This window comes from Ruegeria sp. AG7, from assembly GCF_056541545.1.
Genome location: NZ_JBQFYP010000008.1, coordinates 170,940 through 195,367 on the forward strand (window position 1 = coordinate 170,940; position 24,428 = coordinate 195,367).

General features: G+C 57.8%; 22 protein-coding genes and 1 pseudogene. 14 read left to right on the forward strand and 9 right to left on the reverse strand.

Annotated features, from left to right (window positions below):
• Positions 1-101 precede the first annotated feature (101 nt).
• From ACR0BF_RS12945 to ACR0BF_RS12975, 7 genes are all read left to right on the forward strand, one after another.
• Complete coding sequence (locus ACR0BF_RS12945) at positions 102-503, forward strand: MerR family transcriptional regulator (protein WP_209503256.1); 402 nt, start codon at positions 102-104, stop codon at positions 501-503.
• Between the two features lie 42 nt (positions 504-545).
• Positions 546-2,327, forward strand: coding sequence for an acyl-CoA dehydrogenase C-terminal domain-containing protein (locus ACR0BF_RS12950; protein WP_480625052.1), 1,782 nt, complete (start codon positions 546-548; stop codon positions 2,325-2,327).
• A gap of 55 nt (positions 2,328-2,382) precedes the next feature.
• Positions 2,383-2,595, forward strand: a complete 213-nt coding sequence (locus tag ACR0BF_RS12955; RefSeq protein WP_209503252.1) for a hypothetical protein — start codon at positions 2,383-2,385, stop codon at positions 2,593-2,595.
• 279 nt (positions 2,596-2,874) lie between these two features.
• On the forward strand, positions 2,875-3,513 hold the full coding sequence (locus tag ACR0BF_RS12960; RefSeq protein ID WP_480625053.1) for a glutathione S-transferase family protein: 639 nt from the start codon (positions 2,875-2,877) through the stop codon (positions 3,511-3,513).
• A gap of 11 nt (positions 3,514-3,524) precedes the next feature.
• The gene (locus ACR0BF_RS12965; RefSeq protein ID WP_480603066.1) at positions 3,525-4,736 is read left to right on the forward strand and encodes an acetyl-CoA C-acetyltransferase; all 1,212 of its coding nucleotides are present in this window, start codon (positions 3,525-3,527) and stop codon (positions 4,734-4,736) included.
• A complete protein-coding gene (locus ACR0BF_RS12970; protein ID WP_480603064.1) occupies positions 4,736-5,224 on the forward strand; it encodes a cupin domain-containing protein in 489 nt (162 codons plus the stop codon). The genes ACR0BF_RS12965 and ACR0BF_RS12970 overlap by 1 nt, the downstream gene beginning before the upstream one ends.
• Positions 5,217-7,418, forward strand: coding sequence for a 3-hydroxyacyl-CoA dehydrogenase NAD-binding domain-containing protein (locus tag ACR0BF_RS12975; RefSeq protein WP_480625054.1), 2,202 nt, complete (start codon positions 5,217-5,219; stop codon positions 7,416-7,418). Before ACR0BF_RS12970 ends, ACR0BF_RS12975 begins: the two co-directional genes overlap by 8 nt.
• A gap of 56 nt (positions 7,419-7,474) precedes the next feature.
• Here the strand turns inward: ACR0BF_RS12975 and ACR0BF_RS12980 are convergent, their stop codons facing one another.
• On the reverse strand, positions 7,475-8,248 hold the full coding sequence (locus ACR0BF_RS12980) for a Hint domain-containing protein (RefSeq protein ID WP_480517689.1): 774 nt from the start codon (positions 8,246-8,248) through the stop codon (positions 7,475-7,477).
• 268 nt (positions 8,249-8,516) lie between these two features.
• Complete coding sequence (locus ACR0BF_RS12985) at positions 8,517-9,452, reverse strand: DMT family transporter (protein WP_480473545.1); 936 nt, start codon at positions 9,450-9,452, stop codon at positions 8,517-8,519.
• A 148-nt stretch (positions 9,453-9,600) separates the two neighbouring features.
• Here ACR0BF_RS12985 and ACR0BF_RS12990 point away from each other — a divergent pair, with 148 nt between their 5' ends.
• Positions 9,601-10,614, forward strand: coding sequence for a hypothetical protein (locus tag ACR0BF_RS12990; RefSeq protein WP_480517691.1), 1,014 nt, complete (start codon positions 9,601-9,603; stop codon positions 10,612-10,614).
• Positions 10,615-10,620: 6 nt separating this feature from the next.
• Here the strand turns inward: ACR0BF_RS12990 and upp are convergent, their stop codons facing one another.
• The 6 genes from upp to ACR0BF_RS13020 all read right to left on the reverse strand — a co-directional run bounded on the left by upp (position 10,621) and on the right by ACR0BF_RS13020 (position 16,342).
• Positions 10,621-11,253 carry a uracil phosphoribosyltransferase gene (gene upp / locus ACR0BF_RS12995; RefSeq protein ID WP_480473547.1) on the reverse strand — a complete coding sequence of 211 codons (633 nt, stop codon included), beginning with the start codon at positions 11,251-11,253 and terminating at the stop codon, positions 10,621-10,623.
• Complete coding sequence (locus ACR0BF_RS13000; protein WP_480625055.1) at positions 11,250-12,236, reverse strand: adenosine deaminase; 987 nt, start codon at positions 12,234-12,236, stop codon at positions 11,250-11,252. The genes upp and ACR0BF_RS13000 overlap by 4 nt, the downstream gene beginning before the upstream one ends.
• The gene (locus tag ACR0BF_RS13005; protein WP_480603052.1) at positions 12,233-13,444 is read right to left on the reverse strand and encodes a phosphopentomutase; all 1,212 of its coding nucleotides are present in this window, start codon (positions 13,442-13,444) and stop codon (positions 12,233-12,235) included. Before ACR0BF_RS13005 ends, ACR0BF_RS13000 begins: the two co-directional genes overlap by 4 nt.
• Entirely contained in the window at positions 13,441-14,748 is a 1,308-nt protein-coding gene (locus tag ACR0BF_RS13010; protein WP_480603050.1) for a thymidine phosphorylase, read from the reverse strand. Before ACR0BF_RS13010 ends, ACR0BF_RS13005 begins: the two co-directional genes overlap by 4 nt.
• 4 nt (positions 14,749-14,752) lie before the next feature.
• The gene (locus ACR0BF_RS13015) at positions 14,753-15,145 is read right to left on the reverse strand and encodes a cytidine deaminase (RefSeq protein WP_267365809.1); all 393 of its coding nucleotides are present in this window, start codon (positions 15,143-15,145) and stop codon (positions 14,753-14,755) included.
• Between the two features lie 93 nt (positions 15,146-15,238).
• Positions 15,239-16,342, reverse strand: coding sequence for a cupin domain-containing protein (locus tag ACR0BF_RS13020; protein WP_480473550.1), 1,104 nt, complete (start codon positions 16,340-16,342; stop codon positions 15,239-15,241).
• Between the two features lie 53 nt (positions 16,343-16,395).
• Here ACR0BF_RS13020 and ACR0BF_RS13025 point away from each other — a divergent pair, with 53 nt between their 5' ends.
• From ACR0BF_RS13025 to ACR0BF_RS13045, 5 genes are all read left to right on the forward strand, one after another.
• Positions 16,396-16,554 (forward strand): hypothetical protein, encoded by a 159-nt coding sequence (locus tag ACR0BF_RS13025; protein WP_480473551.1) that lies wholly within the window; start codon positions 16,396-16,398, stop codon positions 16,552-16,554.
• Between the two features lie 215 nt (positions 16,555-16,769).
• Positions 16,770-19,043, forward strand: a complete 2,274-nt coding sequence (locus ACR0BF_RS13030; RefSeq protein ID WP_480625056.1) for an NADP-dependent malic enzyme — start codon at positions 16,770-16,772, stop codon at positions 19,041-19,043.
• A 45-nt stretch (positions 19,044-19,088) separates the two neighbouring features.
• Positions 19,089-19,478 carry a GFA family protein gene (locus tag ACR0BF_RS13035; RefSeq protein WP_480603044.1) on the forward strand — a complete coding sequence of 130 codons (390 nt, stop codon included), beginning with the start codon at positions 19,089-19,091 and terminating at the stop codon, positions 19,476-19,478.
• 232 nt (positions 19,479-19,710) lie between these two features.
• Positions 19,711-21,600 carry a propionate-CoA ligase PrpE gene (gene prpE / locus ACR0BF_RS13040; protein WP_480473554.1) on the forward strand — a complete coding sequence of 630 codons (1,890 nt, stop codon included), beginning with the start codon at positions 19,711-19,713 and terminating at the stop codon, positions 21,598-21,600.
• A gap of 88 nt (positions 21,601-21,688) precedes the next feature.
• Complete coding sequence (locus ACR0BF_RS13045; RefSeq protein ID WP_480625057.1) at positions 21,689-23,116, forward strand: amidase family protein; 1,428 nt, start codon at positions 21,689-21,691, stop codon at positions 23,114-23,116.
• A gap of 249 nt (positions 23,117-23,365) precedes the next feature.
• Here the strand turns inward: ACR0BF_RS13045 and ACR0BF_RS13050 are convergent, their stop codons facing one another.
• Positions 23,366-24,172 carry an NAD kinase gene (locus ACR0BF_RS13050; RefSeq protein WP_480517711.1) on the reverse strand — a complete coding sequence of 269 codons (807 nt, stop codon included), beginning with the start codon at positions 24,170-24,172 and terminating at the stop codon, positions 23,366-23,368.
• Positions 24,173-24,294: 122 nt separating this feature from the next.
• Between ACR0BF_RS13050 and glyA the strand changes: the two are divergent.
• Positions 24,295-24,428, forward strand: a pseudogene (gene glyA / locus ACR0BF_RS13055) (serine hydroxymethyltransferase); the annotation flags it as partial.

Consider the following 24,428-nt stretch of genomic DNA (forward strand, 5'->3'; position numbering starts at 1 on the left):
TGACGCAGCGTCTGGATTACGTAAACGTCACTCACATGTTGTAAAGCGCCCACCAACTGCGCAACTCATGTCTCATGACGCCAGTGACGAGAGTATGACGAATGACCGAAGATGTGATGACCATTCGCGAGATGTGCGAGACCTATGATGTCACACCACGCACCTTGCGGTTCTACGAGGCAAAGGAACTACTGTTCCCGATCCGCGAAGGCCAAAAACGTCTGTTCACCAAACGTGACCGGGCGCGGCTGAAGCTGATCCTGCGCGGCAAAAGATTCGGGTTCAGCCTCGAGGAAATTCGACAGCTGCTGGATCTCTACCATGTGGGCGATCAACAGGTCACCCAGATGAATCGCACTTATGAAATCGCGTGCGAACGTCTGGCTGACATGGAATCGCGCCGCGAAGAGCTGACGCAGGCCATCGACGATCTGAAAGAGCAGTTGCGCTGGGGCGAGAAAGTCATCGCCTCAATGAAACAGGAAAAGAAGGCGGCCGAGTAACCTCGCCCTGCTTTCCGGACATATGAATTAAGGGAGCTTCACATGCCCGTTTACAACGCGCCAACCAAAGACATGCAGTTCATTCTGCACGATGTTCTGAAAGTCTCGCAGTCGGACATCCCCGGCTATGATGAACTGGAGGCCGAATTCACCGGCGCAGTTCTGGAAGAAGCAGGCAAGGTTGCCGCCAACGTCCTGCATCCTTTGAACGTTGTTGGTGACACCGAAGGGTGCCGGTTGGAAAACGGCATTGTGTACACACCTACCGGGTTCAAAGACGCGTTCGAGCAGATGAAGGAAGGTGGCTGGACTGGCCTCGACATGCCGGAAGAATATGGTGGCCAGAACATGCCCTACGTGATCGGTACGGCCGTGGGTGAGATGTTCTCGGGCTCCAACCAGGCTTTCACCATGTATCAGGGCCTGACCCATGGCGCGGCCTCGGCCATTCTGGCGCACGGGACAGACGAGCAGAAGAACAAATACCTGCCCAACATGGTCAGCTGTGAATGGACCGGCACCATGAACCTGACCGAACCTCATTGTGGCACCGATCTGGGCCTGATGCGTACCAAGGCAGAACCGCAGGGTGATGGCAGCTATAAGATTTCCGGCCAGAAGATCTTTATCTCGGCCGGCGACCACGACATGGCAAACAACATCATCCACCTGGTGCTGGCCAAGATCCCAGGTGGCCCCGAGGGCATCAAAGGCGTGTCGCTGTTTATTGTGCCCAAATTCATTGTGAACGAAGACGGCAGCCTGGGCGAACGCAACGGCGTATCGGTCGGAAAGATCGAAGAGAAAATGGGCATCCACGGCAACTCGACCTGCGTCATGAACTATGACGAAGCCACCGGCTGGCTGCTGGGCGAAGAGCACAAGGGCATGCGCGCCATGTTCACCATGATGAACGAAGCGCGTCTGGGTGTGGGCATGCAGGGCCTGTCGCAAGCCGAAGCGGCCTATCAGAACGCTCTGGAATACGCCAAAGACCGTTTGCAGGGTCGCGATGTGACCGGTATCAAAAATCCGGATGGTCCGGCCGATCCTCTGATTGTGCATCCAGATATCCGTCGCAACCTGATGGATCAGAAAAGCTTTACCGAAGGCGCACGCGCGTTCATCCTTTGGGGCGCGACAATGATCGACAAGGCGCACCGCGCGGGAGACAAGGATGCAGACGGGCTGATCTCGTTGCTGACTCCGGTCATCAAAGGCTTCCTGACCGACGAAGGTTACGACATGACCGTTCAGGCGCAGCAGGTCTATGGTGGCCATGGCTACATCGAAGAATGGGGTATGTCACAATACACCCGCGACGCCCGCATCGCGATGATCTACGAAGGCGCAAATGGCGTTCAGGCGCTTGACCTTGTGGGTCGCAAGCTGGCGCAGGATGGCGGCAAACACGTCATGGCCTTCTTCGAGATGGTCAAAAGCTTCTGCAAAGAAAACGGCGGCAAGGACGAAGCTTACGATAAAGCCTTCATCGAACCGCTGAAAGCTGCGTCCAAGGATCTTCAGGCCGCAGGCATGTATTTCATGCAGGAAGGTATGAAGAACCCGAATAATGCACTGTCCGGGTCCTATGACTTCATGCACATGTTCGGCCATGTTTGCCTGGGTCTGATGTGGGCGCAGATGGCCAAGGCCGCGCAGAACGCTCTGGACAGTAATGCGTCGGACAAAGAGTTCTACGAGACCAAGATCAACACCGGTCGCTTCTACATGGCGCGCCGCCTGCCAGCGACAGCGATGCATCTTGCGCGCATTCAGACCGGTGCGGACACGGTAATGGCACTAGACGCGGCGAACTTCTGAACTCAGTCTGGGTCCGGGCAACACCGCCCGGACCCAGCTTACCGGAGGAGACCAAATGCCAAAACGTTTTCGCCTGACCCGCCGCTTTCCGGTTGCGATGACTGAAGATGGGTATCGCAAACTCAAAGCGTTCGCGCGGGATGCTGGTCTGGACGAAGGCGAGGCGCTGTCTTTCTTGTTCGAGAATTTCAACAGCGTGATTGATGAGGAGAACCTGACCCACCGCCTACGCATCTTCAATTCCGAACTTGAGGCACGGAAGAGGTGAACTGCTGCGGAGAAAACTCAACGGCGCCTTTAATTTGAATGCCGGACGCCTCCGGCGGGAGTATTTGTGAAAAGATGAAGCGGCGATGCGTCCCTGCCACCGGGCGCACTCGCCATCAGGACAGGAACGACTTCACCTTTTGCGGTCATCGGCTCTCCAGCCTGTACTGCACGACCACTGAATACGAAGATGGTTGATGAAAGGTTACCTACTGCCCTTCATCTTTTCAAAAATACTCAAATCCGGCCTAGCCAAATGCGCCTTGGGAGGGGCGAGCACATGACCATCAAACTTCATTGCTTCGGAGAAAGTGGAAACAGCTACAAAGCTGCTTTGGCTCTGGAAATGTCCGGATTGGAGTGGGAACCGGTCTTTGTCGATTTCTTCAAAGGTGTAACCCGCACGCCGGAATATCGTGCTGATGTAAACGAGTTGGGTGAGGCACCTGTTCTTGTCGATGGAGATTTTCGCACCAGCCAATCCGGCGCGATTCAGGCCTATGTCACAGAGAAATCCGGCAAGTTCGGTGGCAAGGACCGGGAAGAAAACTACGATATTCTGCGTTGGGTTTTGTGGGACAATCACAAACTCAGCTCAATGGCTGGTTTGACGCGGTTCCTGATCAATTTCCTACCCGAGCAGCACCGCAACCCTGACGTCATTGCATTCAATAAAGGACGTTTGAAAGCAGCTTATGAGATCCTGAACGCGCATCTGGAAGGCCGCGACTGGATCGTCGGCGACGACGTGACCAACGCCGACCTTAGCTGCTGCGGCTATCTGTATTACCCTGAACCATTCGGTTTTGACCGTGCCGACTGGCCCCATATCGACGCCTGGCTGACCCGCTTGTCCGAACAGCCCGGCTGGAAACACCCCTATGACCTGATGCCCGGCAACCCGTCGGATCGAGCTTGAGGAGAAGACCCATGACCGAAGCCTATATCTATGACGCCCTGCGCACGCCGCGCGGCAAGGGCCGCAAGGATGGCAGCCTGCACGAGGTAACCTCGGTGCGCCTGTCCGCCCTGACCCTGAACGCGGTGAAAGAGCGCAACAACCTAGAAGGTCACGCTGTCGAAGACGTGATCTGGGGAAACGTCACGCAAGTGATGGAGCAAGGCGGCTGTCTGGCGCGCTCGGCCGTTCTGGCGTCCGACCTCGACCAGTCGATCCCAGGTCTGGCGATCAACCGTTTCTGCGCCTCGGGCATGGAAGCCGTGAACCTGGCCGCAAACCAGGTGAAAGGCGGCGCGGGCGATGCCTACATTGCAGGCGGTGTCGAGATGATGGGTCGCGTGGCCATGGGCAGCGACGGTGCAGCAATCGCCGTTGACCCCTCGCTGGCGATGGAGACCTATTTCGTGCCTCAGGGCATCTCGGCCGACATCATTGCCACCGAGTATGGCTTTACCCGTGATGACGCGGATGCGCTGGCGGTTGAATCGCAAAGACGTGCTGCGGAAGCCTGGGCCGACAACCGGTTTGAGAAATCCGTGATCACCGTCAAGGATCAAAACGGTCTGACCATTCTGGACCGCGATGAATACATGCGTCCGGGCACCGATATGCAGAGCCTCGGCGCTTTGAACCCGTCATTCGCAATGATGGGCGAACAGATGCCTGGCTTCGACAAGGTTGCGATGCTGAAATACCCCCATCTTGAACGCATAAACCACATCCACCATGCAGGCAACAGCTCGGGCATCGTGGACGGAGCCGCTGCTGTTCTGATCGGCAACAAGGAATTTGGCGAGAAATACGGCCTCAAGCCGCGTGCTCGCATCAAGGCCACCGCCAAGATTGGCACCGATCCAACCATTATGCTGACCGGCCCGGTACCGGTGACCGAGAAGATTTTGGCCGACAATGGCATGAAGATCAGCGATCTGGACCTGTTTGAAGTGAACGAAGCCTTCGCCTCGGTCGTGCTGCGTTTCCAGCAGGCATTTGATGTCGATCCTGCACTGGTCAACGTCAACGGTGGCTCGATCGCGATGGGTCACCCGCTGGGTGCCACGGGTGCGATGATCATCGGTACGCTGCTGGATGAGCTTGAGCGTCAGGACAAGGAAACCGGTCTGGCCACGCTTTGCATTGCATCCGGCATGGGTGCGGCAACCATTATCGAGCGCGTCTGATGCCCAAGCTGGATCTTTCTCAGATCCCGTTTCAGGGCGGCTCGGCCTATCCCGGCAAGCTGGCCGAAGCGACCGCAGGTCGCTTCGCGCAGCGGGTGGGCGATGCGGGCGGGCTGACCCAATACGGGGTCAACATCGTGCGGCTGGAACCGCAGGGCCTGTCCTCGCTGCGCCATTACCACATGAAGCAGGACGAGTTTGCCATCATCCTCACCGGCTCGTGCACGCTGGTCGATGATGATGGCGAAAACGAGATGCAGCCCGGCGATTGCGCTGCCTGGCCCGCAGGTGAGGCCAACGGCCATCATCTTGTGAACAAGACCGATGCGCCCATGACCTTTCTGGTGGTGGGCACACGGACCCCGACCGAGACCGGCTATTACAGCGACATGGACATGATGGTGAAGGTTGATGAGAACGGATTCTCCTTCACACGCAAAGATGGCAGCCCGCTGACGGCTGACCAGATTGGAGATGACAATGACTGATTTCACTCTGAGCAAAGACGCAGACGGCGTCGCCACGATCACCTGGGACGTGCCCGGGAAGACCATGAACGTGATGTCCTTTGATGGGCTAGCAGAATTGAGCGATTGCATCGATCAGGCGCTGGCCGACGATGAGGTGAAAGGCATCATCGTTACTTCGGGCAAGGAAGGGTCATTTGCGGGCGGCATGGATCTGAACCTGCTGGCGGTGATGAAAGAACAGGCGGGCGACAATCCGGCCAAGGGTCTGTTCGAGGGAACGATGAAAATGCACGCCCTGTTGCGCAAGATCGAACTGGCTGGCATGGACCCCAAGAACAAGAAAGGTGGCAAGCCGATTGCTACAGTTCTGCCGGGGACCGCTGCGGGCATCGGTATGGAACTGCCGCTGTCCACCCATCGTATCTTTGCGGCTGAAAACCCAAAAGCGAAGTACGGCCTGCCCGAGATCATGGTCGGCATCTTCCCCGGTGCGGGCGGCACCACCCGCATGGTCCGCAAAGTTGGCGCCATTGCCGCGGCTCCGCTGTTGCTGGAAGGCAAGATGCTGGACGTCAAGAAAGCCAAGGGCGCAGGCTATATCGACGAGATTGCAGCCGATCCAATGGCAGCAGCCAAGGAATGGGTGCTGAACGCCAAGGACGCCGATCTGGTCAAGCCATGGGACGCGAAGGGTTATAAGATGCCCGGTGGCGCCCCCTATCATCCTGCAGGCTTCATGAACTTCGTTGGCGCGTCGGCGATGGTGAACGGCAAGACCCAAGGGGCTTTCCCGGCAGCCAAGGCTCTGCTGAGCGCGGTTTACGAAGGCGCTCTGGTGGATTTCGACACCGCGCTGAAAATCGAAGCGCGCTGGTTCACGTCCGTGCTGATGAACCCTTCGTCAGGTGCGATGATCCGGTCGCTGTTCCTGAACAAGGAAGCGCTGGAAAAAGGCGCCGTGCGCCCCGCCGGTGTCCCGGATCAGTCGGTCAAGAAGATCGGTGTTCTGGGCGCGGGCATGATGGGGGCTGGTATCGCCCTGGTTTCGGCGCAGGCCGGTATGGAAGTGGTTCTGATCGACCGCGACCAGGAGGCTGCGGACAAAGGCAAAGCCTATACCGATACCTATCTCGACAAAGGCATGAAGCGCGGCAAGGTCACGGCTGAGAAAAAAGAGGCCATGCTGGGTCGCATCACCGCGACGCCGGATCTGGACAACCTGAAAGGGTGTGACCTGATTATCGAAGCCGTCTTTGAAGACATGGGCGTCAAGGCTGAGATGACCAAGAAGGTCGAGGCGATTATCCCCGAGGACTGCATCTTTGCATCGAACACCTCGACCCTGCCGATCAGCGATCTGGCCAAAGCCTCGGTGCGGGCAGACCAGTTCATCGGCATCCACTTCTTCTCACCGGTCGAGAAGATGTTCCTGGTCGAGATTATCAAGGGCAAGGAAACCGGGGATCGTGCGGTGGCCAAGGCGCTGGACTATGTGCGCCAGATCCGCAAGACCCCGATCGTGGTCAACGATGCGCGTTTCTTCTACGCAAACCGCTGCATCATTCCATATATCAACGAAGGCGCGCGCATGGTCACTGAAGGCGTCAGCCCCATTTTGATCGACAACGCCGCGCGGCAGTTGGGTTTCCCGGTCGGTCCGATCCAGTTGACCGACGAAACCTCGATTGATCTGGGTGCCAAGATCGCCCGCGCGACAAAGGCGGCGATGGGCGATGCCTATCCGGAAAGCCCCTCGGACGATTTGATCTTCTGGATGGAGGAACAGGGCCGTCTGGGTCGCAAGGCGAACGCGGGTTTCTTCGACTATGACGAAAAGGGCAAGCGCGTCGAATACTGGAAGGGCCTGCAAGAGAAGTATCCGCTTGCCGATGACCAGCCTGACCTGATCGAAGTGCAGGAACGTCTGATGTTTGCTCAGGTTCTGGAAGCGGTCCGCGCACTGGAAGAAGGTGTTCTGGAAGACATCCGCGAGGGCGATGTCGGTGCAATTCTGGGCTGGGGGTTTGCCCCGTGGTCGGGTGGTCCATTCAGCTGGCTGGACATCATCGGCACGCCCTATGCGGCCGAGCGTTGTGATCAATTGGCCGAGACATACGGCGAACGCTTTGCCTGCCCGCCGCTGCTGCGCGAGATGGCAGAAAAAGGTCAGAGCTTCTACGGTCGCTTCAACCCCGAAGCAAAAGCCGCTTAATCCAATGACGCGGGCGCATGTCATCATGCGCCCGCATCGTTCTTGTCAGTGTTTGGTTAGATCTGCCATTCGGGCCGCAGGAACAGAACCGGCGCGCTTGGGCGTCCCGGTCGACCCGGTCGCCTGACCCCAAATGGCGGGCGGATCGGAAATATCGGTTCCTGGGGAATGGGTGCAGGCAGCGCACCCAATGGGTTAGCAAGAGCCGACATATCGCCTCTGCTTATAAGCGAATGGATCAGGTCGGAGGCAACCTCTTCGGTCGCGACTTCATACCGTGTTCCCGTAGTTGCGCCGCGCATGTTGAAGCGACCGGACGGGCAATAGGCCTGCAATCCGCCTTCGACAAAGATCACCTGATCATCATCAAAGAACAAGGAAAACACTTCAAAAGACGACCCCGGTGCCTGTGACGTCAGGCGACCGGCTCCGTTCAGCAAACGCGCGGGCAACACCGAAGGTCCATCGGCCTTGGCGTTGATCCGGGACAGGTTCAGCGCCATGCCCTGTTCGGGCATCAACCAGACAGCTCGCCCGTTATATGCGGCGTGGGCAGGCACGAGGATCGGCAGGAACTCGACCCGGCGCTCATCGGCCGGAATGACCACAACGCTTATTGAGATGCGCCGAACCTCTTTAAACCCATGATCGAGGGTTCGAACCAGATCACCTACCGCGATCCGTTCGACCGGCTTCCACCCTGCAGTCGTGGCGATCTTGGTGCCGTGCAAAAACCCGCCACGGCGCGCATTTACCGCCTGTTTTTTGTTGGTTCGATCAACTTCTGGCAGCTGATCCAGATAAACAGAAATACTTGTTACTTCGGACACGTGCCTTACCCCCTTTTGGCACAAAACGGTTATGCCAATGAGCTAACACCAAAAATTCTGCCCGTCACATTTCAGACATATTTGCGCCCATTTTTGACCAATTCCGCGTAATTACCGAGGGTTTTCGTGAACACTCCAGAAAGCTCACCGAGCATTTTTGCCATTTCTGAAACGAATGCCATTTGTCGATCCTCCGAATCCACGGCGTTTCACTGGATACGGAAATAACAAAACGGTCTGGCTTAGACGTACATACGACCCAATCGCGTCAGGCAACTTTTTGCTGGTCAGATGATCGGCTGGCGCGCCACCCCAGCAACAGACCCGCTGACGCAATCATAAGGATGCCCGAAATCTGAAAGACGCCAATGGTTTGTCCAAAGGCCACAAAAGCGAAAAGCGGGCCGAAAATCATGACAGAATACTCGAACACCGCCACATAAGACGGCTCGCCCACCTGATACGCCTTGATCAGCATGAAAACCGCGATTGTAGAACCGATAGCCTGAGTAACCAGCCACGGTATGGCAGGCCCCATATCCCAGACCCATCCACGCGTAACAAACCCCTCGGCACCGTCTGCCGTAACGACCGGCGAGATTGTCAGAAACGTGAGCCCCATCGCACCGGCCAAACCCAGCGTAATGACCATGACGGCCAGCATGGCCACAGTGCTTTCCTGAGAACAATGTGTACGTGTGAGGATCGAACTGAGGGCATAGAAAAACCCGGCCGCCACGGGCACCAACGTGCGCAGGTCAAAATCGCCGGGGTTTGGCTGAAGCACCAGAAGGATGCCAGTAAATCCAATCAGTACTGCCAGTATGCGCCACGGCCCTATTGGTTGCCTGAGCACCAGAGCGGAGATCAACAGCACAAAAATCGGTGAGGTGAACAACCCTGCCAGCGCCTGTGCAATAGGCATCATGGCAAGGGATGCAAAATAGAACAGCATTGCCGTGGTAATCAGAACGCTGCGCAAAATGACGGGACCCCACCGCACGGGCCTCAACCCGCCCAGCCCCAGAAACGACAGGCCAACTATCAGCGGCAGCATCAACAGTGCACGGGTCAGATGGAACTGCCACAGCCCGACGGTTTCGGCCAAAAGGATCACAACATTGTCGATGACGCCGATAATTGCCATGGCACTGACCATCAGGGCCGAAGCCAGCACAGCAGAAGATGAGGAATGCGCCTGCATGAAGTCGTGTCCTGATTGTGATCGTGGGCCGACAGTCTCGATCCTTTCGGGTATCCAGCACAATTCGCAATGACTGCGCAACAGGTTTGCGCCCTGCGATTTCACCATGCTAAGCTGCGGCAAAACAAATTCGAGCAGACCCACCCAGATGACGGCCCTGAAACAGTACCAGCGGATCGAAGCCACCGGTCTGTGGCGCCCCTCGCCCGATGAACAGCGGCGCGAGGTTGTGGTGTCTATCGGCGAAGCCACCCTGACCATTTCCGATTTCAATGACAGGGCACTGACCCACTGGTCGCTGGCAGCACTTGAACGCCAGAACCCCGGTTCCTTTCCGGCCATATTCAACCCGGACGGTGATCCGGATGAAACGCTTGAGCTGGCCGAATCCGAAACCACGATGCTTGAAGCGATCGACCGATTGCAGCGCGCTATAGATCGGTCCCGCCCCCACCCGGGGCGTTTGCGCTGGCTGAGTGTCGGAGGCGTCGTGGCCGCTGTGCTGGCGCTGTTGCTGTTCTGGCTGCCCGGTGCGCTGCAAAACCATGTTGTCTCGGTCGTGCCCCAAGTTAAACGGCAAGAAATCGGCGATATGATCTTGCATCGGATCGAGCGCGTCTCGGGCCGGGCCTGTACGTCGCGGGATGCTCGGGATTCACTGGAACAATTGGCCCGGCGCACCGGCGTACGGCAGATCATCATTCTGCCCGCAGGCGTTCAGGACAGCCTCAGCCTGCCTGGCGGCACAGTCCTGCTAAGCCGTGCTTTGGTAGAGGATTACGAAGACCCTGCGGTCGCAGCGGGCTATGTGATTGCTGAACGGGCGCGGACCGCGCACAAAGACCCGCTGGATGACTTGCTGGACAGAACCGGCGCAACCTCTGCCTTTAGACTGCTGACAACCGGCGGACTGACGTCCGAGATTATCGACAAATATACCGAGCAGGTCCTGTCACAGCCCCGCCCGGCCATTTCTGATGACGATTTGCTGGCGATGTTCTCGCAAAGCGCGCTTCCCTCAACCCCCTACGCCTATGCCCGTGATGTGACCGGCGAAACCGTTCTTGGCCTGATCGAAGCGGATCCAATGGCGGGAAGGGCGCTGGAACAGGTGCTGCCGGACCGCGACTGGGTCCGGCTACAGAATATTTGCGGCGAATAAACCGGGTTACTTGGTTCCGAACATCCGGTCACCGGCATCCCCCAGACCGGGCATGATGTAGCCTTTCGAGTTCAACTCGCGGTCCAGCGCTGCTGTGACGATACGCACGTCAGGGTGCGCTTCTTTCATCCGCGCGACACCTTCGGGTGCCGCCAACAGGCACAGAAAGCGAATATCCGTCGCCCCGGCCTCTTTCAGTAGGTCAATGGCCGCGGCCGAGCTGTTGCCGGTGGCCAGCATTGGATCCACCGCAATGACCAAACGGTCCTTCAGGCTTTCGGGGGCCTTGAAATAATACTGTACGGGTTTCAGCGTTTCTTCGTCGCGATACAGCCCCACGAAACCGACGCGTGCTGAAGGCACAAGTTCAAGCACCCCATCCAGCATCCCGTTTCCGGCGCGCAGGATTGACACCAGCGCCATTTTCTTACCTGCCAGAATGGGGGCGTCCATCTCTTCCATCGGCGTTTCGATATTGCGCGTGGTCAAGGGAATGTCGCGCGTGACCTCGTAGGCCAGCAGCAATGTGATTTCGCGCAACAACTGCCGGAACCCGGCGGTCGAGGTGCCCTTGTCCCGCATGAGCGTCAGCTTGTGTTGCACCAGCGGGTGATCGACGACGGTCAGATGTTCGCTCATGTGTTCTCCAGTCTTTTCTTGACCCGCGCGCGGGTGTCTTCATCGCAGAAGGCCGCATTCAGGGCCATCTCATTCAATGTCGCAATATCCCCGGCCTCCCAACCGAAAGCCGCGTTCAACATCTCATATTCCCGCCGCATGGTCGTGTGAAAAAACGGAGGATCGTCGGTGGAAACCGTAACCTTTACGCCCGCATCGCGCAGTTTCGCGATGGGGTGGGCAGCAAAATCTGGGAAAAGGCCCAGAACCACATTCGAACCCGGACACACTTCAAGCGTGATATCCCGGTCAACCAGTTCACGTACAAGATCAAGGTCTTCGATGGCGCGGACGCCGTGCCCGATACGCTCAACCCCCAGATCGCGCACAGCGTCGCGCACACTGTCAGGACCGCCAAACTCACCCGCATGCGTGGTCAGGCGCAGCCCGGCTTCGCGGGCACAATCGAAAGACCATTTGAAATCGCCCTGCGTGCCAATGGATTCGTTGCCGCCCATGCCGAAACCGGTGATCCAGTTTCCGGCGGTCTCGGCCGCACAATGGGCACTTCGCCTGGCTTGTTCGGCGCCAAAATGGCGGACACATGTAACGACACCGCGCAAGGTGATACCGAATTTACGCTCGGCCTCGTCTGCCGCATCCTGAATGGCGTTCAGATAATCCCGCCACGCATGCAGGTCGCCACCGCCGCAAAAATCAGGGCTGAGGAAGGTCTCGGAATAAACCACGCCATTTTCAGCGCTTTCCTCAAGAATGGCCAATGTCAGCCGCCGGAAGTCTTCGGGCGTTTTCAGAACTTCGCAAGCGGCTTCGTACACGCTCAGGAAATGCGCGAAATCACGAAAATCATAAGATCCGTCCGGTTTGAAGATACCGCTCAGATCCACACGTTTTTCATGCGCAAGCTGACGGATGAAGGCCGGAGGCGCTGCACCTTCGTGGTGAAGATGCAGTTCAATTTTGGGCAGGTCTGCAACGCTCATAAAAAGTTCCTTCCCGGCCCTTGCGCCGGAATATTCAGATGATGGGCAATGCTGGCCGCGATATCGGCAAAATCCACTTGCCCGATCTGTCCCGCACCCTGCCCCGCAATCAGAACCGGAACCTGTTCACGGGTGTGATCTGTTCCGGTCCAGCTTGGGTCATTGCCATGATCAGCAGTCAACAGCAACAGGTCGCCCGGGTGAAGCTTCTTAAGGACTTCTCCGATCTCGCGGTCGAACCATTCCAACGCACGCGCATATCCGCTGATGTCCCGGCGATGTCCGTACAGGCTGTCGAACTCGACAAAGTTGGCGAAGGCCAGACTGCCCTCTTCCGCCTCGTCCACAAGGTCAGACAGGTGCTGCATTAGCTGGGCATCCGACCCTTTGCGCAGCGTGTTGATCCCTTGCATCGAGAAGATGTCGCCGATCTTACCTACAGCATGAACCCGCCGCCCTGCATCCTGCACCCAATTGGTCAGCACCGGTGCCGGGGGCAGAATGGCGAAATCCTTGCGATTGGTCGTCCGATCAAACCCCGCCTCAGGCGTTCCGACAAAGGGGCGCGCAATGACACGCCCGACTTTCATCTGATGCAAACGCGGTGCAAGCGCGCGGCACATGTCCAGCAACCGTTCCAGCCCAAAGCTTTCCTCATGAGCCGCGATCTGAAATACACTGTCAGCGGATGTGTAGCAGATCGGCCAGCCGGTGCGCATATGCTCGGCGCCCAGCTCGGCAATGATCGCTGTTCCGGACGCGTGGCAGTCGCCAAGAATGCCTTCGGTCCCGGCAGCTTCGGCTGCCGCGCGGCTCAGTTCCGTTGGAAAAGCCGGAACCGTGTTCGGAAAGTAATGCCAATCCCAGGGCACCGGCAGGCCCGCCAGTTCCCAGTGGCCTGAGGGCGTGTCCTTACCGGGCGAATGCTCACGCGCGCAGCCCCATAGTCCAGCGGGTTCGGCATCGAGGCCCGGAGTGGCCTCTCCAGACGCCAGCCGCACAGCCGCGCCCAAACCCAGCGCGTCCAGATTGGGCAGGTGCAAAGGGCCGGTGCGCCCCTCTTCTGCACGGCCTTCCGCGCAGGCTTGGGCGATATGGGCCAGCGTGTTTGCCCCGGTATCCGGGACATCACCGTTGAAAAACTGATCTGCGTCGGGTGCCCCGCCTATTCCGACGGAATCCATAACCACAAGGAATGCACGGCTCATACGCTGATCCTTTCGTGGATCAGATCGGGACGCTTGGGAGCTGTATCGCTGATCGTCATCGCGCTTAGCACAGTTTCCGCCGCGCGCCGTGCGGCGTCTTCCCGCGCAGCGTGGACCACGGCAATCGGTGAACCTTTGGACACACGATCCCCCAGCCTGAGGATGTTGGATATTCCTACTGCTGGATCGATCTCATCGCTTTCGACCTGACGGCCGCCACCCAGCGCGACGACCGCAAGGCCCAGAGCCTCTCCGTTGATGGAGGAGATGTAACCGTCTTCGGAGGCAGGAACCTCCTGAATAACGCTCGCCTCAGGAAGGAAACGGGTCCAGGTATCGACAAATTTCACAGGACCACCAACCGCAGCCAACATGCGACCAAACCGTTCGGCGGCGCGACCGTCACGGATGATCTCGGCGATCTGCTCGCGCCCCTCCTCGACCGATTTGCACATGCCTGCATCGGCCAACAGGACGCCGCCCAACTCGGCAGAAATATCCACCAGAGGCGAAGCATCCGGACCGGTCAGAACCTTCATCACTTCCGCGACCTCCAGTGCATTGCCCAGCGCCGATGCCAAAGGCTGGTTCATGTCGGTGATCACCGCCGAAGTCCGGCACCCGGCCGCGTTTGCGGTCTCGGTCAATGCTGTGGCCAGCTTACGGGCATCCTCAATTGTTTTCATAAAGGCACCGCTGCCGACCTTGACGTCAAGAACCAACGCATCCGGGCTGGCCGCCAGCTTTTTAGACAGGATCGATGCTGTGATCAGATCCAGACTTTCAACCGTCGCCGTCACGTCCCGAACCGCATAAAGCCGCTTGTCCGCCGGTGCAATCTGGCCCGTCGCGCCGACGATAGCCGCGCCCGTTTCGCGCAATATCTGCGCAAGTCGGTCCTGACTGATCTGAGTGCTGACACCCGGAATCGCCTCGAGCTTGTCAAGCGTTCCACCCGTGTGCCCCAAACCCCGGCCCGAGATCATCGGAACAAACGCACCGCATTCCGCCAGCGCCGGAGCAAGCACAAGGCTGACACAGTCCCCGACCCCACCGGTCGAGTGCTTGTCGATCACCGGCCCGTCCACATCCCAACTGACAACATCGCCGCTATCGCGCATCGCAATCGTCAAGTCCGCACGCCCCTGAGGGCCCAGCCCGCCCATACAGACGGCCATGGCAAACGCCCCGGCCTGCGCATCGCTGACGCTGCCGTCTGCCAACCCTTGCGCGAACCAGATCAGCTCGTCGCGGCCTGGAACTTCGTGCCTGCGCAGTTTGGCTATGATTGAACGGGCGTCCATGCGTTCAGACATCTTCCATGTGCGACGCGTCAAACGCACCCGGCAGCAAATCTCCGATGGTTGTCTCAAACTCCGCACCATCTACGGTTGCCAGAGTGACCTTTACATCGCGCTTGCCAAACTCGGCCAGCTTCTGACGGCATCCACCGCAAGGCGGCACAGGCTGAGGGCTGGAGGCAACCACGTAGACTTCGGTCAGTTCCTGCTCACCCGCGGCCACCATTGCGGCAATTGCACCTGCTTCCGCGCAGGTGCCCTCGGGATAGGCCACATTTTCGACGTTGCACCCGGAAAAGACATGACCCGAAGAAGACCGGAGCGCTGCGCCAACTTTGAAGTTCGAATATGGCGCGTAGGCGTTTTCCCGGACAGACAAGGCGGCGTCTTTCAGCGACATGGCGATTCCCCATTTTTTTGATCATCTGGTCAGAAATTTGCACGCTAACGTATTAAAGCGGGGAATTTGAAGCCCCCGACCCGTGTTTTTCGCTTAACCCAGCGTTGTGTTGAAGGTACCGGGTAAGGTGACTTCCAACAATTCGATATTGTCTGTTGGGTCGGACAGCCGTGTGCGCATCCCAGGTGGGATGACGAACGCATCCCCTTGCTCCAGCCGGTAGGGATCGCGCCCCTCTCCTTCCAGGGTGACCTCTCCGTCCATCACAAAGGTAAAGTGAATGTCGGTGTCATGGATGGCCCATTCCGGATCACCCGATCCTTTGCGCACAACCTGCACCCCAGCGACGCCCTTGGTGTTCTCGGCAATCGTGGTGTCGCGGCAGATGTAACCCGGAAGACGGAAGGGCATCCACTCGGCACCCTTGGCCTGATTATAGACAAAACGTTGCCCCTGCCATTCGCGGTCCGGGCGGATGTGCGGAGTGGGAAGTATCATGTCATGGTCGATTTCCGTGACATGCTCAGCCGGCACTCCAATCTCGATGACCTGAACATTATCAGAGGCTTCGAGAACACGGTGCCGGATTTCCGGTGGTTGAATAAAGCAGTCCCCCGCTGTCAGGCGCATTTTCTCGCCCTGATCCTCATAGACCACATCCACCCAGCCATGGATGCAAAAGATCAGCTGAAACCCGACCTTGTGAAAATGCACCATGTCCGGGACCGGTCCGCCATCGGGAATGCGGATATGACTGGCGATGATCGACCCGCCCAGCCGATCCGGCACCAGATCGCGATAGTGCATCCCGGCCCGACCGATGATCCAAGGGGCCTGATCCTTGAGCCTGCGCACGACAAAGGAATGCACGGTCTCTGGCATCACCAGTGGCGGATTTCGTTCTTCAATTTCGACCCGGGTGCCATTTGGCGCCACCAGAACGCGTTCACCACCCGCGAAATCAGACGGATTATCCGTCAGAATACGCAAGGTTCCAGGGCTTTCCGGTGCGTCTTTTTCAATGCGCAACCGCACGCCATGCCCCGAAAACACCGCGACGCGCGGATCGTCAGCGGGATAGATCATGTCCATCTTCATCCCCAGTTTTTTCGTGTAAAAGGGGATGTCGTCGCGAATTTCCCGCGTGGGCAGGCGAATCTCAGCGTGCGTTTTCGCCAGATCGGATGTCTTGGTCATCAGTATTCTCTTCGAATTGCAACTTTGGCCATCCGATCAGAACAGACGCCAAAATGCCAACCGAAAAAAACATCCCCGGCATTTCTTCCGCAGCGAAGAACCGCATTTCAATGATCACGGGTAAAATTCCGCCGTTCAGCGCGGTGAACTCGACCAAAATCTGGGCGACAACAACTGCCCAGCATCGCTGCAACCAACATCCAACCTACTGATCCCTCATTGGTTACCAGCCATGTCATCAGGCCTGAATGTCACGACGGCCTTGCCAGAGTGATCTTGGACGTCGCAATGTGAAAAGGTGAAAATGAACTCAGACAATATCAATCCGGATTCTGGTTGCGACATCACGGCAGAGTTACGTAGCGTAGCCAATTTCAAATAAATAGTTTAAGGCTAAATCAAATTCTCAATGGGAGCTGAATCGCCGATGTCTGACACCCCCAGCCTGCGACAAGCTGCGCTCGAATATCATGAATTTCCCAAACCCGGAAAGCTTGAGATCAAGGCCACCAAACCTATGGCCAACGGTCGCGATCTGGCCCGCGCCTATTCGCCCGGCGTGGCGGAGGCAAGTCTTGAAATCAAGGCCGATGCAGCCAATGCCGAGCGGTACACCGCGCGCGGTAACCTTGTTGCTGTGGTGTCAAACGGCACCGCCGTGCTCGGCCTGGGGAATATCGGGGCTCTCGCGTCGAAGCCGGTTATGGAAGGCAAGGCTGTTCTGTTCAAAAAGTTCGCGGGCATTGACTGTTTTGATATCGAGGTCGATCAGCCCGATCCCGAAAAGCTGGCGAATATCGTCTGTGCCCTTGAACCGACATTTGGCGCCATTAACCTTGAAGACATCAAGGCCCCCGATTGCTTCATCGTCGAAAAGCTCTGCCGTGAACGTATGAACATCCCGGTTTTCCATGATGACCAGCACGGAACTGCCATTGTGGTCGGGGCTGCGGCCAAGAATGCGCTACATGTGGCCGGAAAGTCTTTTGAGGACATCAAGGTCGTGTCAACCGGTGGCGGGGCCGCCGGGATCGCGTGCCTGACCATGCTCGTCAAGCTGGGCGTGAAACGTGAAAACATTTGGCTGTGCGACATTCACGGGCTTGTCTACGAAGGACGGGCCGAGGACATGAACCCGCACAAGTCACAGTTCGAGCAGAAGTCGAACTTGCGGACGCTGGACGATGTGATCGGTGGGGCTGACCTGTTTTTAGGTCTCAGCGGACCAAATGTTCTGAAGCCTGACATGGTCCGGAAAATGGCAAGCCGCCCGATCATCTTCGCCCTGGCCAACCCGACGCCGGAAATCCTGCCAGAGGATGCCCGCGCGGTTGCACCAGACGCAATCATCGCCACGGGTCGCAGCGATTTTCCCAATCAAGTCAACAACGTGTTGTGTTTTCCGTTTATCTTCAGGGGTGCATTGGACGTCGGAGCGACCGAGATCAACGACGCGATGCAGATTGCCTGCGTGGATGGTATCGCTGAGATGGCGCGCGCAACCACAAGCGCCGAAGCCGCGGCTGCCTATAAGGGCGAGCAACTGACCTTTGGCCCGGATTACCTGATCCCGAAACCATTTGACCCGCGTCTTGTGGGCGTGGTGTCATCGGCGGTCGCCAAAGCCGCCATGGAAAGCGGTGTTGCAAAACGCCCTATCGACGACTTTGACGCCTATAAGGAAAAGCTCAACCAGACTGTCTTCAAGTCTGCCCTTCTGATGCGTCCTGTGTTCGAGGCTGCGGCCGTCGCATCCCGTCGCATCGTTTTTGCAGAGGGTGAAGATGAAAGGGTTCTGAGAGCCGCGCAGGCCATTCTCGAAGAGACGACGGAAACGCCAATTCTGATCGGGCGACCCGATGTGATCGAAACCCGGTGTGAAAAGCTGGGGCTGACCATTCGTCCGGGCAAGGACTGTCAGATCGTCAACCCGGAAAACGACCCGCGCTATTACGATTATTGGACTTCCTACCACCAGATCATGCAGCGCCGCGGTGTTACACCGGATCTGGCCAAAGCGATCATGCGCACCAACACAACGGCCATTGGCGCGATCATGGTGCATCGTGGCGAAGCGGACAGCATGATCTGCGGCACATTTGGTGAATTCCGCTGGCACCTGAATTATGTCGAACAGGTGTTGGACGACAACAAACTGCGCCCGCATGGTGCCTTGTCCCTGATGATCCTAGAAGATGGCCCCCTGTTCATTGCCGACACGCATGTCCGGCAATTGCCGTCGCCGGAAGAACTGGCAGAAACCACCATTGGTGCTGCGCGACATGTTCGCCGGTTCGGGATCGAGCCCAAGATCGCCTTCTGTTCGCAGTCGCAATTTGGCAATCAGGCTGAAGGATCAGGCAAACGGCTGCGGGCGGCGCTGGAAATCCTTGATCGGCAGCCGCGCGATTTTGTCTATGAAGGCGAAATGAACCTGGATGCGGCTTTGGATGCAGACCTGCGGGCGCGCATCTTCCCGGCGTCGCGGTTGGAAGGGGCGGCCAACGTTCTGATATTCGCCCACGCAGATGCGGCCAGCGGCGTGCGCAATATTCTGAAGATGAAGGCGGACGGGATTGAAGTTGGCCCGATCCTGATGGGAATGGGCAACAAGGCCCATATTGTTACTCCATCCATCACCGCGCGCGGTCTGCTGAACATGGCGGCGATTGCAGGAACACCCGTGGCGCATTACGGTTAACCGGGGGCAGCCTTGCTGGCGCCCCTGTCAACAGGGGGGAAGCGCATGAAAGGACATTGCCACTGCAACGCCGTGCATTGGGAAAGCGATGCCCAAGCCGCGTGGAGCTGTTATTGCCACTGTTCAGATTGCAGGCGAAACTGCGCCGCGCCGGTCACGGCTTTTTTCGGGCTGCCGCATGAAGCAGTCAGATGGTTGGGTCAGGCACCAAAGATCTATCGTTCATCCGAAGGGGTCGAGCGTCTGTTTTGTGGCAATTGCGGAACCCAGATGGCCTATCGCACAGCGCGCGATAGCGTGAACATACATCTTTACACCGCAACGCTGGACGAACCGGAAACCCTGCCACCACAGTTTCACGTGTTCCACGCCGATCACCTGCCCTGGCTGAACCTTCAGGACAAGCTGCCACGTTACGCCAAAACGGCTGGTTGAGATGATTCCCGGAGGGGGTGCAAGATTTGCATGCAAAAGTTTGCAACTTTGCAAATCCATCCGCTGCGGCGATGAAAACTCTGCTACGCCTGCGATTTTGCAAAAATTTGCAAGTCATATTCCGCTGATCTGCAAATTATTTGCGATAAACTGACGCGTCGTCATGCGTCGCGCTTGCCCGGATGTTTTCTGCGACCTAACACAATGTCCAGGCCGTTGTGAGGAGGACGAAATGGCGTATCAGGACGTTTATGACAGCTGGAAGACCGACCCCGAAGCGTTCTGGATGAACGCCGCAAAAGGGATCGATTGGGTCAAGGCCCCCAGCAAGGCACTGTTCGACGACAATGCGCCTTTGTACGAATGGTTCAGCGACGCGCGGGTCAATACCTGTTGGAATGCCGTAGACCGTCATGTGGAAAACGGGCGCGGTGAACAAACCGCCATCATCTATGACAGCCCCATCACCCACACCAAGCGCGAGATATCCTATGTCGAGCTTCGCAACCGCGTGGCCACTCTGGCCGGCGCGCTGCGGGCAAAGGGTGTCGAGAAAGGTGACCGTGTCATCATCTACATGCCGATGATCCCCGAAGCGCTTGAGGCGATGCTGGCCTGTGCCCGTCTGGGAGCCGTGCATTCAGTCGTGTTCGGCGGGTTTGCCAGCAACGAACTGGCTGTGCGCATCGACGATGCCAAACCCAAAGCAATCATCGCCGCGTCCTGCGGGATGGAGCCGGGCCGCGTGGTTCATTATAAGCCCCTGCTTGACGGCGCGATCGACCTGGCTAACCACAAGCCTGATTTTTGTGTGATCTTCCAGCGGGAACAAGAAGTCGCTCAGTTGATTGAAGGGCGCGACTTCAACTGGCATGGCTTCCAATACGGTGTCGAACCGGCTGAATGCGTACCGGTCGATGGCAATGACCCGGCTTATATCCTGTACACCTCTGGCACTACGGGTGCACCCAAAGGGGTCGTGCGCCCCACTGCCGGACACCTAGTGGCACTGAACTGGACGATGAAGAATATCTATAACGTCGATCCGGGTGACGTATTCTGGGCAGCCTCCGACGTGGGCTGGGTCGTGGGACACTCCTATATCTGCTACGCGCCCCTGATCCATGGAAACACCACAATTGTGTTCGAGGGCAAGCCAGTCGGCACCCCGGACGCGGGCACCTTCTGGCGCGTGATCTCGGAACATAAGGTCAAAAGCTTCTTCACCGCACCTACAGCCATCCGCGCCGTCAAACGAGAAGACCCAAAAGGCGAATTGATCGCCAAATACGATCTGTCTCATCTACAGGCCCTCTATCTGGCAGGCGAACGGGCTGACCCTGACACAATTATCTGGGCACAAAACGCGCTGAAGGTTCCGGTGATCGACCATTGGTGGCAAACCGAAACCGGCTGGGCCATTGCCGGAAACCCGCTGGGTATCGAAGAGCTTCCGGTCAAGCTGGGCTCGCCCGCAAAACCGATGCCGGGTTATGACGTGCAAATTCTGGATGAAGGCGGTCACCCAATGAAGGCCGGTGAACTGGGTGCCATCGCGGTTAAACTGCCCCTGCCCCCAGGCACCTTGCCAACACTGTGGAATGCCGAAGCACGGTTCAAGAAATCTTATCTTGAACACTTCCCCGGATATTACGAAACCGGCGATGCCGGGATGATTGACGAAGACGGGTACCTCTACATCATGGCGCGCACCGATGACGTCATCAACGTAGCGGGCCATCGCCTGTCGACGGGTGGGATGGAAGAAGTGTTGGCCGCCCACCCCGATGTGGCAGAATGCGCGGTAATCGGTGTTTCGGACCAACTGAAGGGGCAGATGCCGGTCGGCTTCCTGTGCCTGAATGCTGGTGCCACACGGGATCATGGCGATGTGGTTCAGGAAGTCGTCAAAATGGTTCGGGAAAAGATCGGGCCGGTGGCCGCCTTCAAACTGGCTGTTGTTGTCGACAGGTTACCCAAGACCCGTTCCGGTAAGATCCTGCGCGGCACGATGGTGTCGATTGCAGACAGTCAAGATTACAAAATGCCTGCAACAATTGACGATCCTGCCATCCTTGATGAGATCAAGGTGGCGTTGCAGACAATTGGTTACGCAAAGTAACCATCGGGCGGCATCGGCCGCCCATACCATGTCCGCCCTTGCAACCTGAATCTGGGCCCCTACTGTCGCTGTAAGACAGTGAGGGCCCATGACACATACCAATATCTGGCGTCTCAGCGCCACAGAGCTGACCACCCTGACCCGACGCGGCGATCTGAGTGCAACCGAGGCGGTTCAGGCCTCGATTGATCGCATGGACGCGGTGAACCCCGCGCTGAACGCAGTCGTCGAAGATTTGCGCACCGAGGCCCTGGAACGCGCGCAGTCGCTAGATGCTGCACGGGAGCGTGGTCAGCCGACCGGCCCGCTGCATGGAGTTCCGGTAACAATCAAGGTGAATGTCGATCAAAAAGGCCACGCGACCACCAACGGTGTCATTGCGCTGAAGGATGTGATTGCACCGGATGACGCGCCGGTGGTCAGCAACTTGCAAAAAGCGGGGGCCATTGTGATCGGGCGAACGAATACGCCCGAGTTTTCCTTCAGGGCCGACACCGACAACCCCCTGCATGGGCGCACGTTCAACCCGTGGGGACGGCACATTTCACCCGGGGGATCATCTGGTGGCGCTGCTGCCGCCGTGATGGCGGGTGTCGGTGCTCTGGCCCACGGCAACGATATTGGCGGTAGCCTACGCTTTCCGGCTGCCGCCATCGGTGCCGTGACGGTCAAACCGGGGTTGGGACGCGTTCCCGCGTGGAACCCAAGTCAGAAGGCCGAACGCGGATTGCTGGCGCAGTCAATGTCGGTTCAGGGCCTGATCACCCGGTCGGCTGCGGATCTGCACCTGTCCATGCCCAGCCTGATCGCCACCGATGCGCGGGACCCATTCCACGTTCCAATGCCCTGGCACGGCGAGCGTTTTGACCAGCCGATCAAGGTGGCATTCACCAAGAACACCTTCGGCTATGCCCTGCACCCCGAGGTCGAAAAAGCCCTCGACACTGCGCGCGATGCGCTGGTCGATGCAGGGTACGTCGTTGAAGAGGTCGATCCACCCGATGTCTTTGAATGTGGCCGGATCGGGTATCGGACTTTGATGGGCGAAGTGCTGACCCTGATGAAATCTGACATTGAAGCCGCTGGTTCCAGAACTATCCGCGACATCTTTGACGTCTACTTTCAGGAGTTCCCGCCCATCGTTGAAACAGAATTGGTTCGGATGCTGGCCAAGCGCAGCCATTATGCACGCGAATGGTCCCTGTTTTTGCAGGACTACCCGCTGGTTTTGTCCCCTTTCCTGCCACAGCCATTTTTCAAACCTGACCGGGACACCGAAGGCGCGGAAGGCGTGCATGATGTTTTGGGATGCGCTGTCTATTCCTATGCGATGAACTTTCTAGGACTGCCAGCAGCTTGCGTTCCGTCGCGGCTGGCCAATCTTCCCAAAGGGCCTCAACCTATCAACGTACAGATCGCGGCACAGCGCTGGCGCGAGGATCTGGCCGTGGATGCCGCCGCCGCGATAGAAGCCCGCGTGGGACAGATGTGTTTGCCGCTTTGGGATCATATGTAGCAAAAATAGACCCCGGGTCATTGTGCCCGGGGTCCAGCTGCTAAAATAAGCCCGGATTTCTGATGACGAGCGTAGCACCACCCACCCTCGCCAGCGCAAAATCTGCGCAACCATTCGAAAACACCGTTCAGGTGGCCACTCACTCCCACCTTGGCGCGTTCTCCGGGCAAGTTCACATTAGCCAATCGTTAAGGGAATTCCTGTGAACTGCTTCACACAGGCGTGAGAAAAATTTGGGGAATCCTAATTTTATGTGAATTGTTCGGATATTAGGCGTTCTTCCAACCCATGGCCGGGATCGAAAAGGATACGGTGCGCAATGGCTGGTTCCGACCTGATCTCGACCCAGTCTATATCCGGGAAAGAAACGGAATCGGCGGCCACGATGACCGGGCGCTTGTCAGCTTCGACCACATCGAACCTGACTTTCGCCATTTTCGGCAATAAGGCACCGCGCCACCGCCGTGGGCGAAACGCCGCGATGGGTGTCAGGGCCAGAACGTCGGCGCCAATCGGAACAATCGGCCCATGCGCGGAATAGTTGTAGGCGGTCGATCCCGCAGGCGTGGCAAGCAACGCCCCGTCACAGACCAGTTCGGCCATGCGCACCCGGCCGTCTACGCTGATCTTGAGCCTTGCTGCCTGAGGACCGGCACGCAGCAATGACACTTCGTTGATCGCCAGCGCCTCGTGCAGTTTTCCAGATTGATCCATCGCCTGCATGGCCAACGGGTTGATAACCTCTTCCTCGGCATCCTCCAGCCGCGCCATCAGGTCGTCTTCGTGATACTCATTCATCAGAAAGCCGATCGTGCCGCGATTCATCCCGTAGACCGGAGTATCAAGATGCTGCATGTTGTGCAGGGTGTGCAACATGAAGCCGTCCCCACCTAATGCAACCACAATATCTGCGTCCCGAGGTGCCACGTTTCCATGTTTGGCCACCAGGATGTCGCGCGCTGTTTGCGCCACTTTGACCTCACTGGCGAGAAAGGCGATTCTCTTTTTCATGTTTTGTGGTTTCCGGTGTTGCACATTTGGTTCCGAAACAAACATACCTTTCCCCAATAGGCCAGTCTTGACGCCGCAGCAGGCCAAATCGTCGCTTTAAGCCTTTTGCGAAAGTGGCGTTTCCGATAGGAAATCCGCAAGATTTTACCCAGCCATGTGGAGCGCCAATGAACGCCAATCTTCGTGACACCGGATTTTTCACCCAGTCCTTGTCGGACCGCGATCCTGAGCTTTTTGGCTCGATCCGGTCTGAGCTGGGTCGTCAGCGCGACGAGATCGAGCTGATTGCGTCCGAGAACAT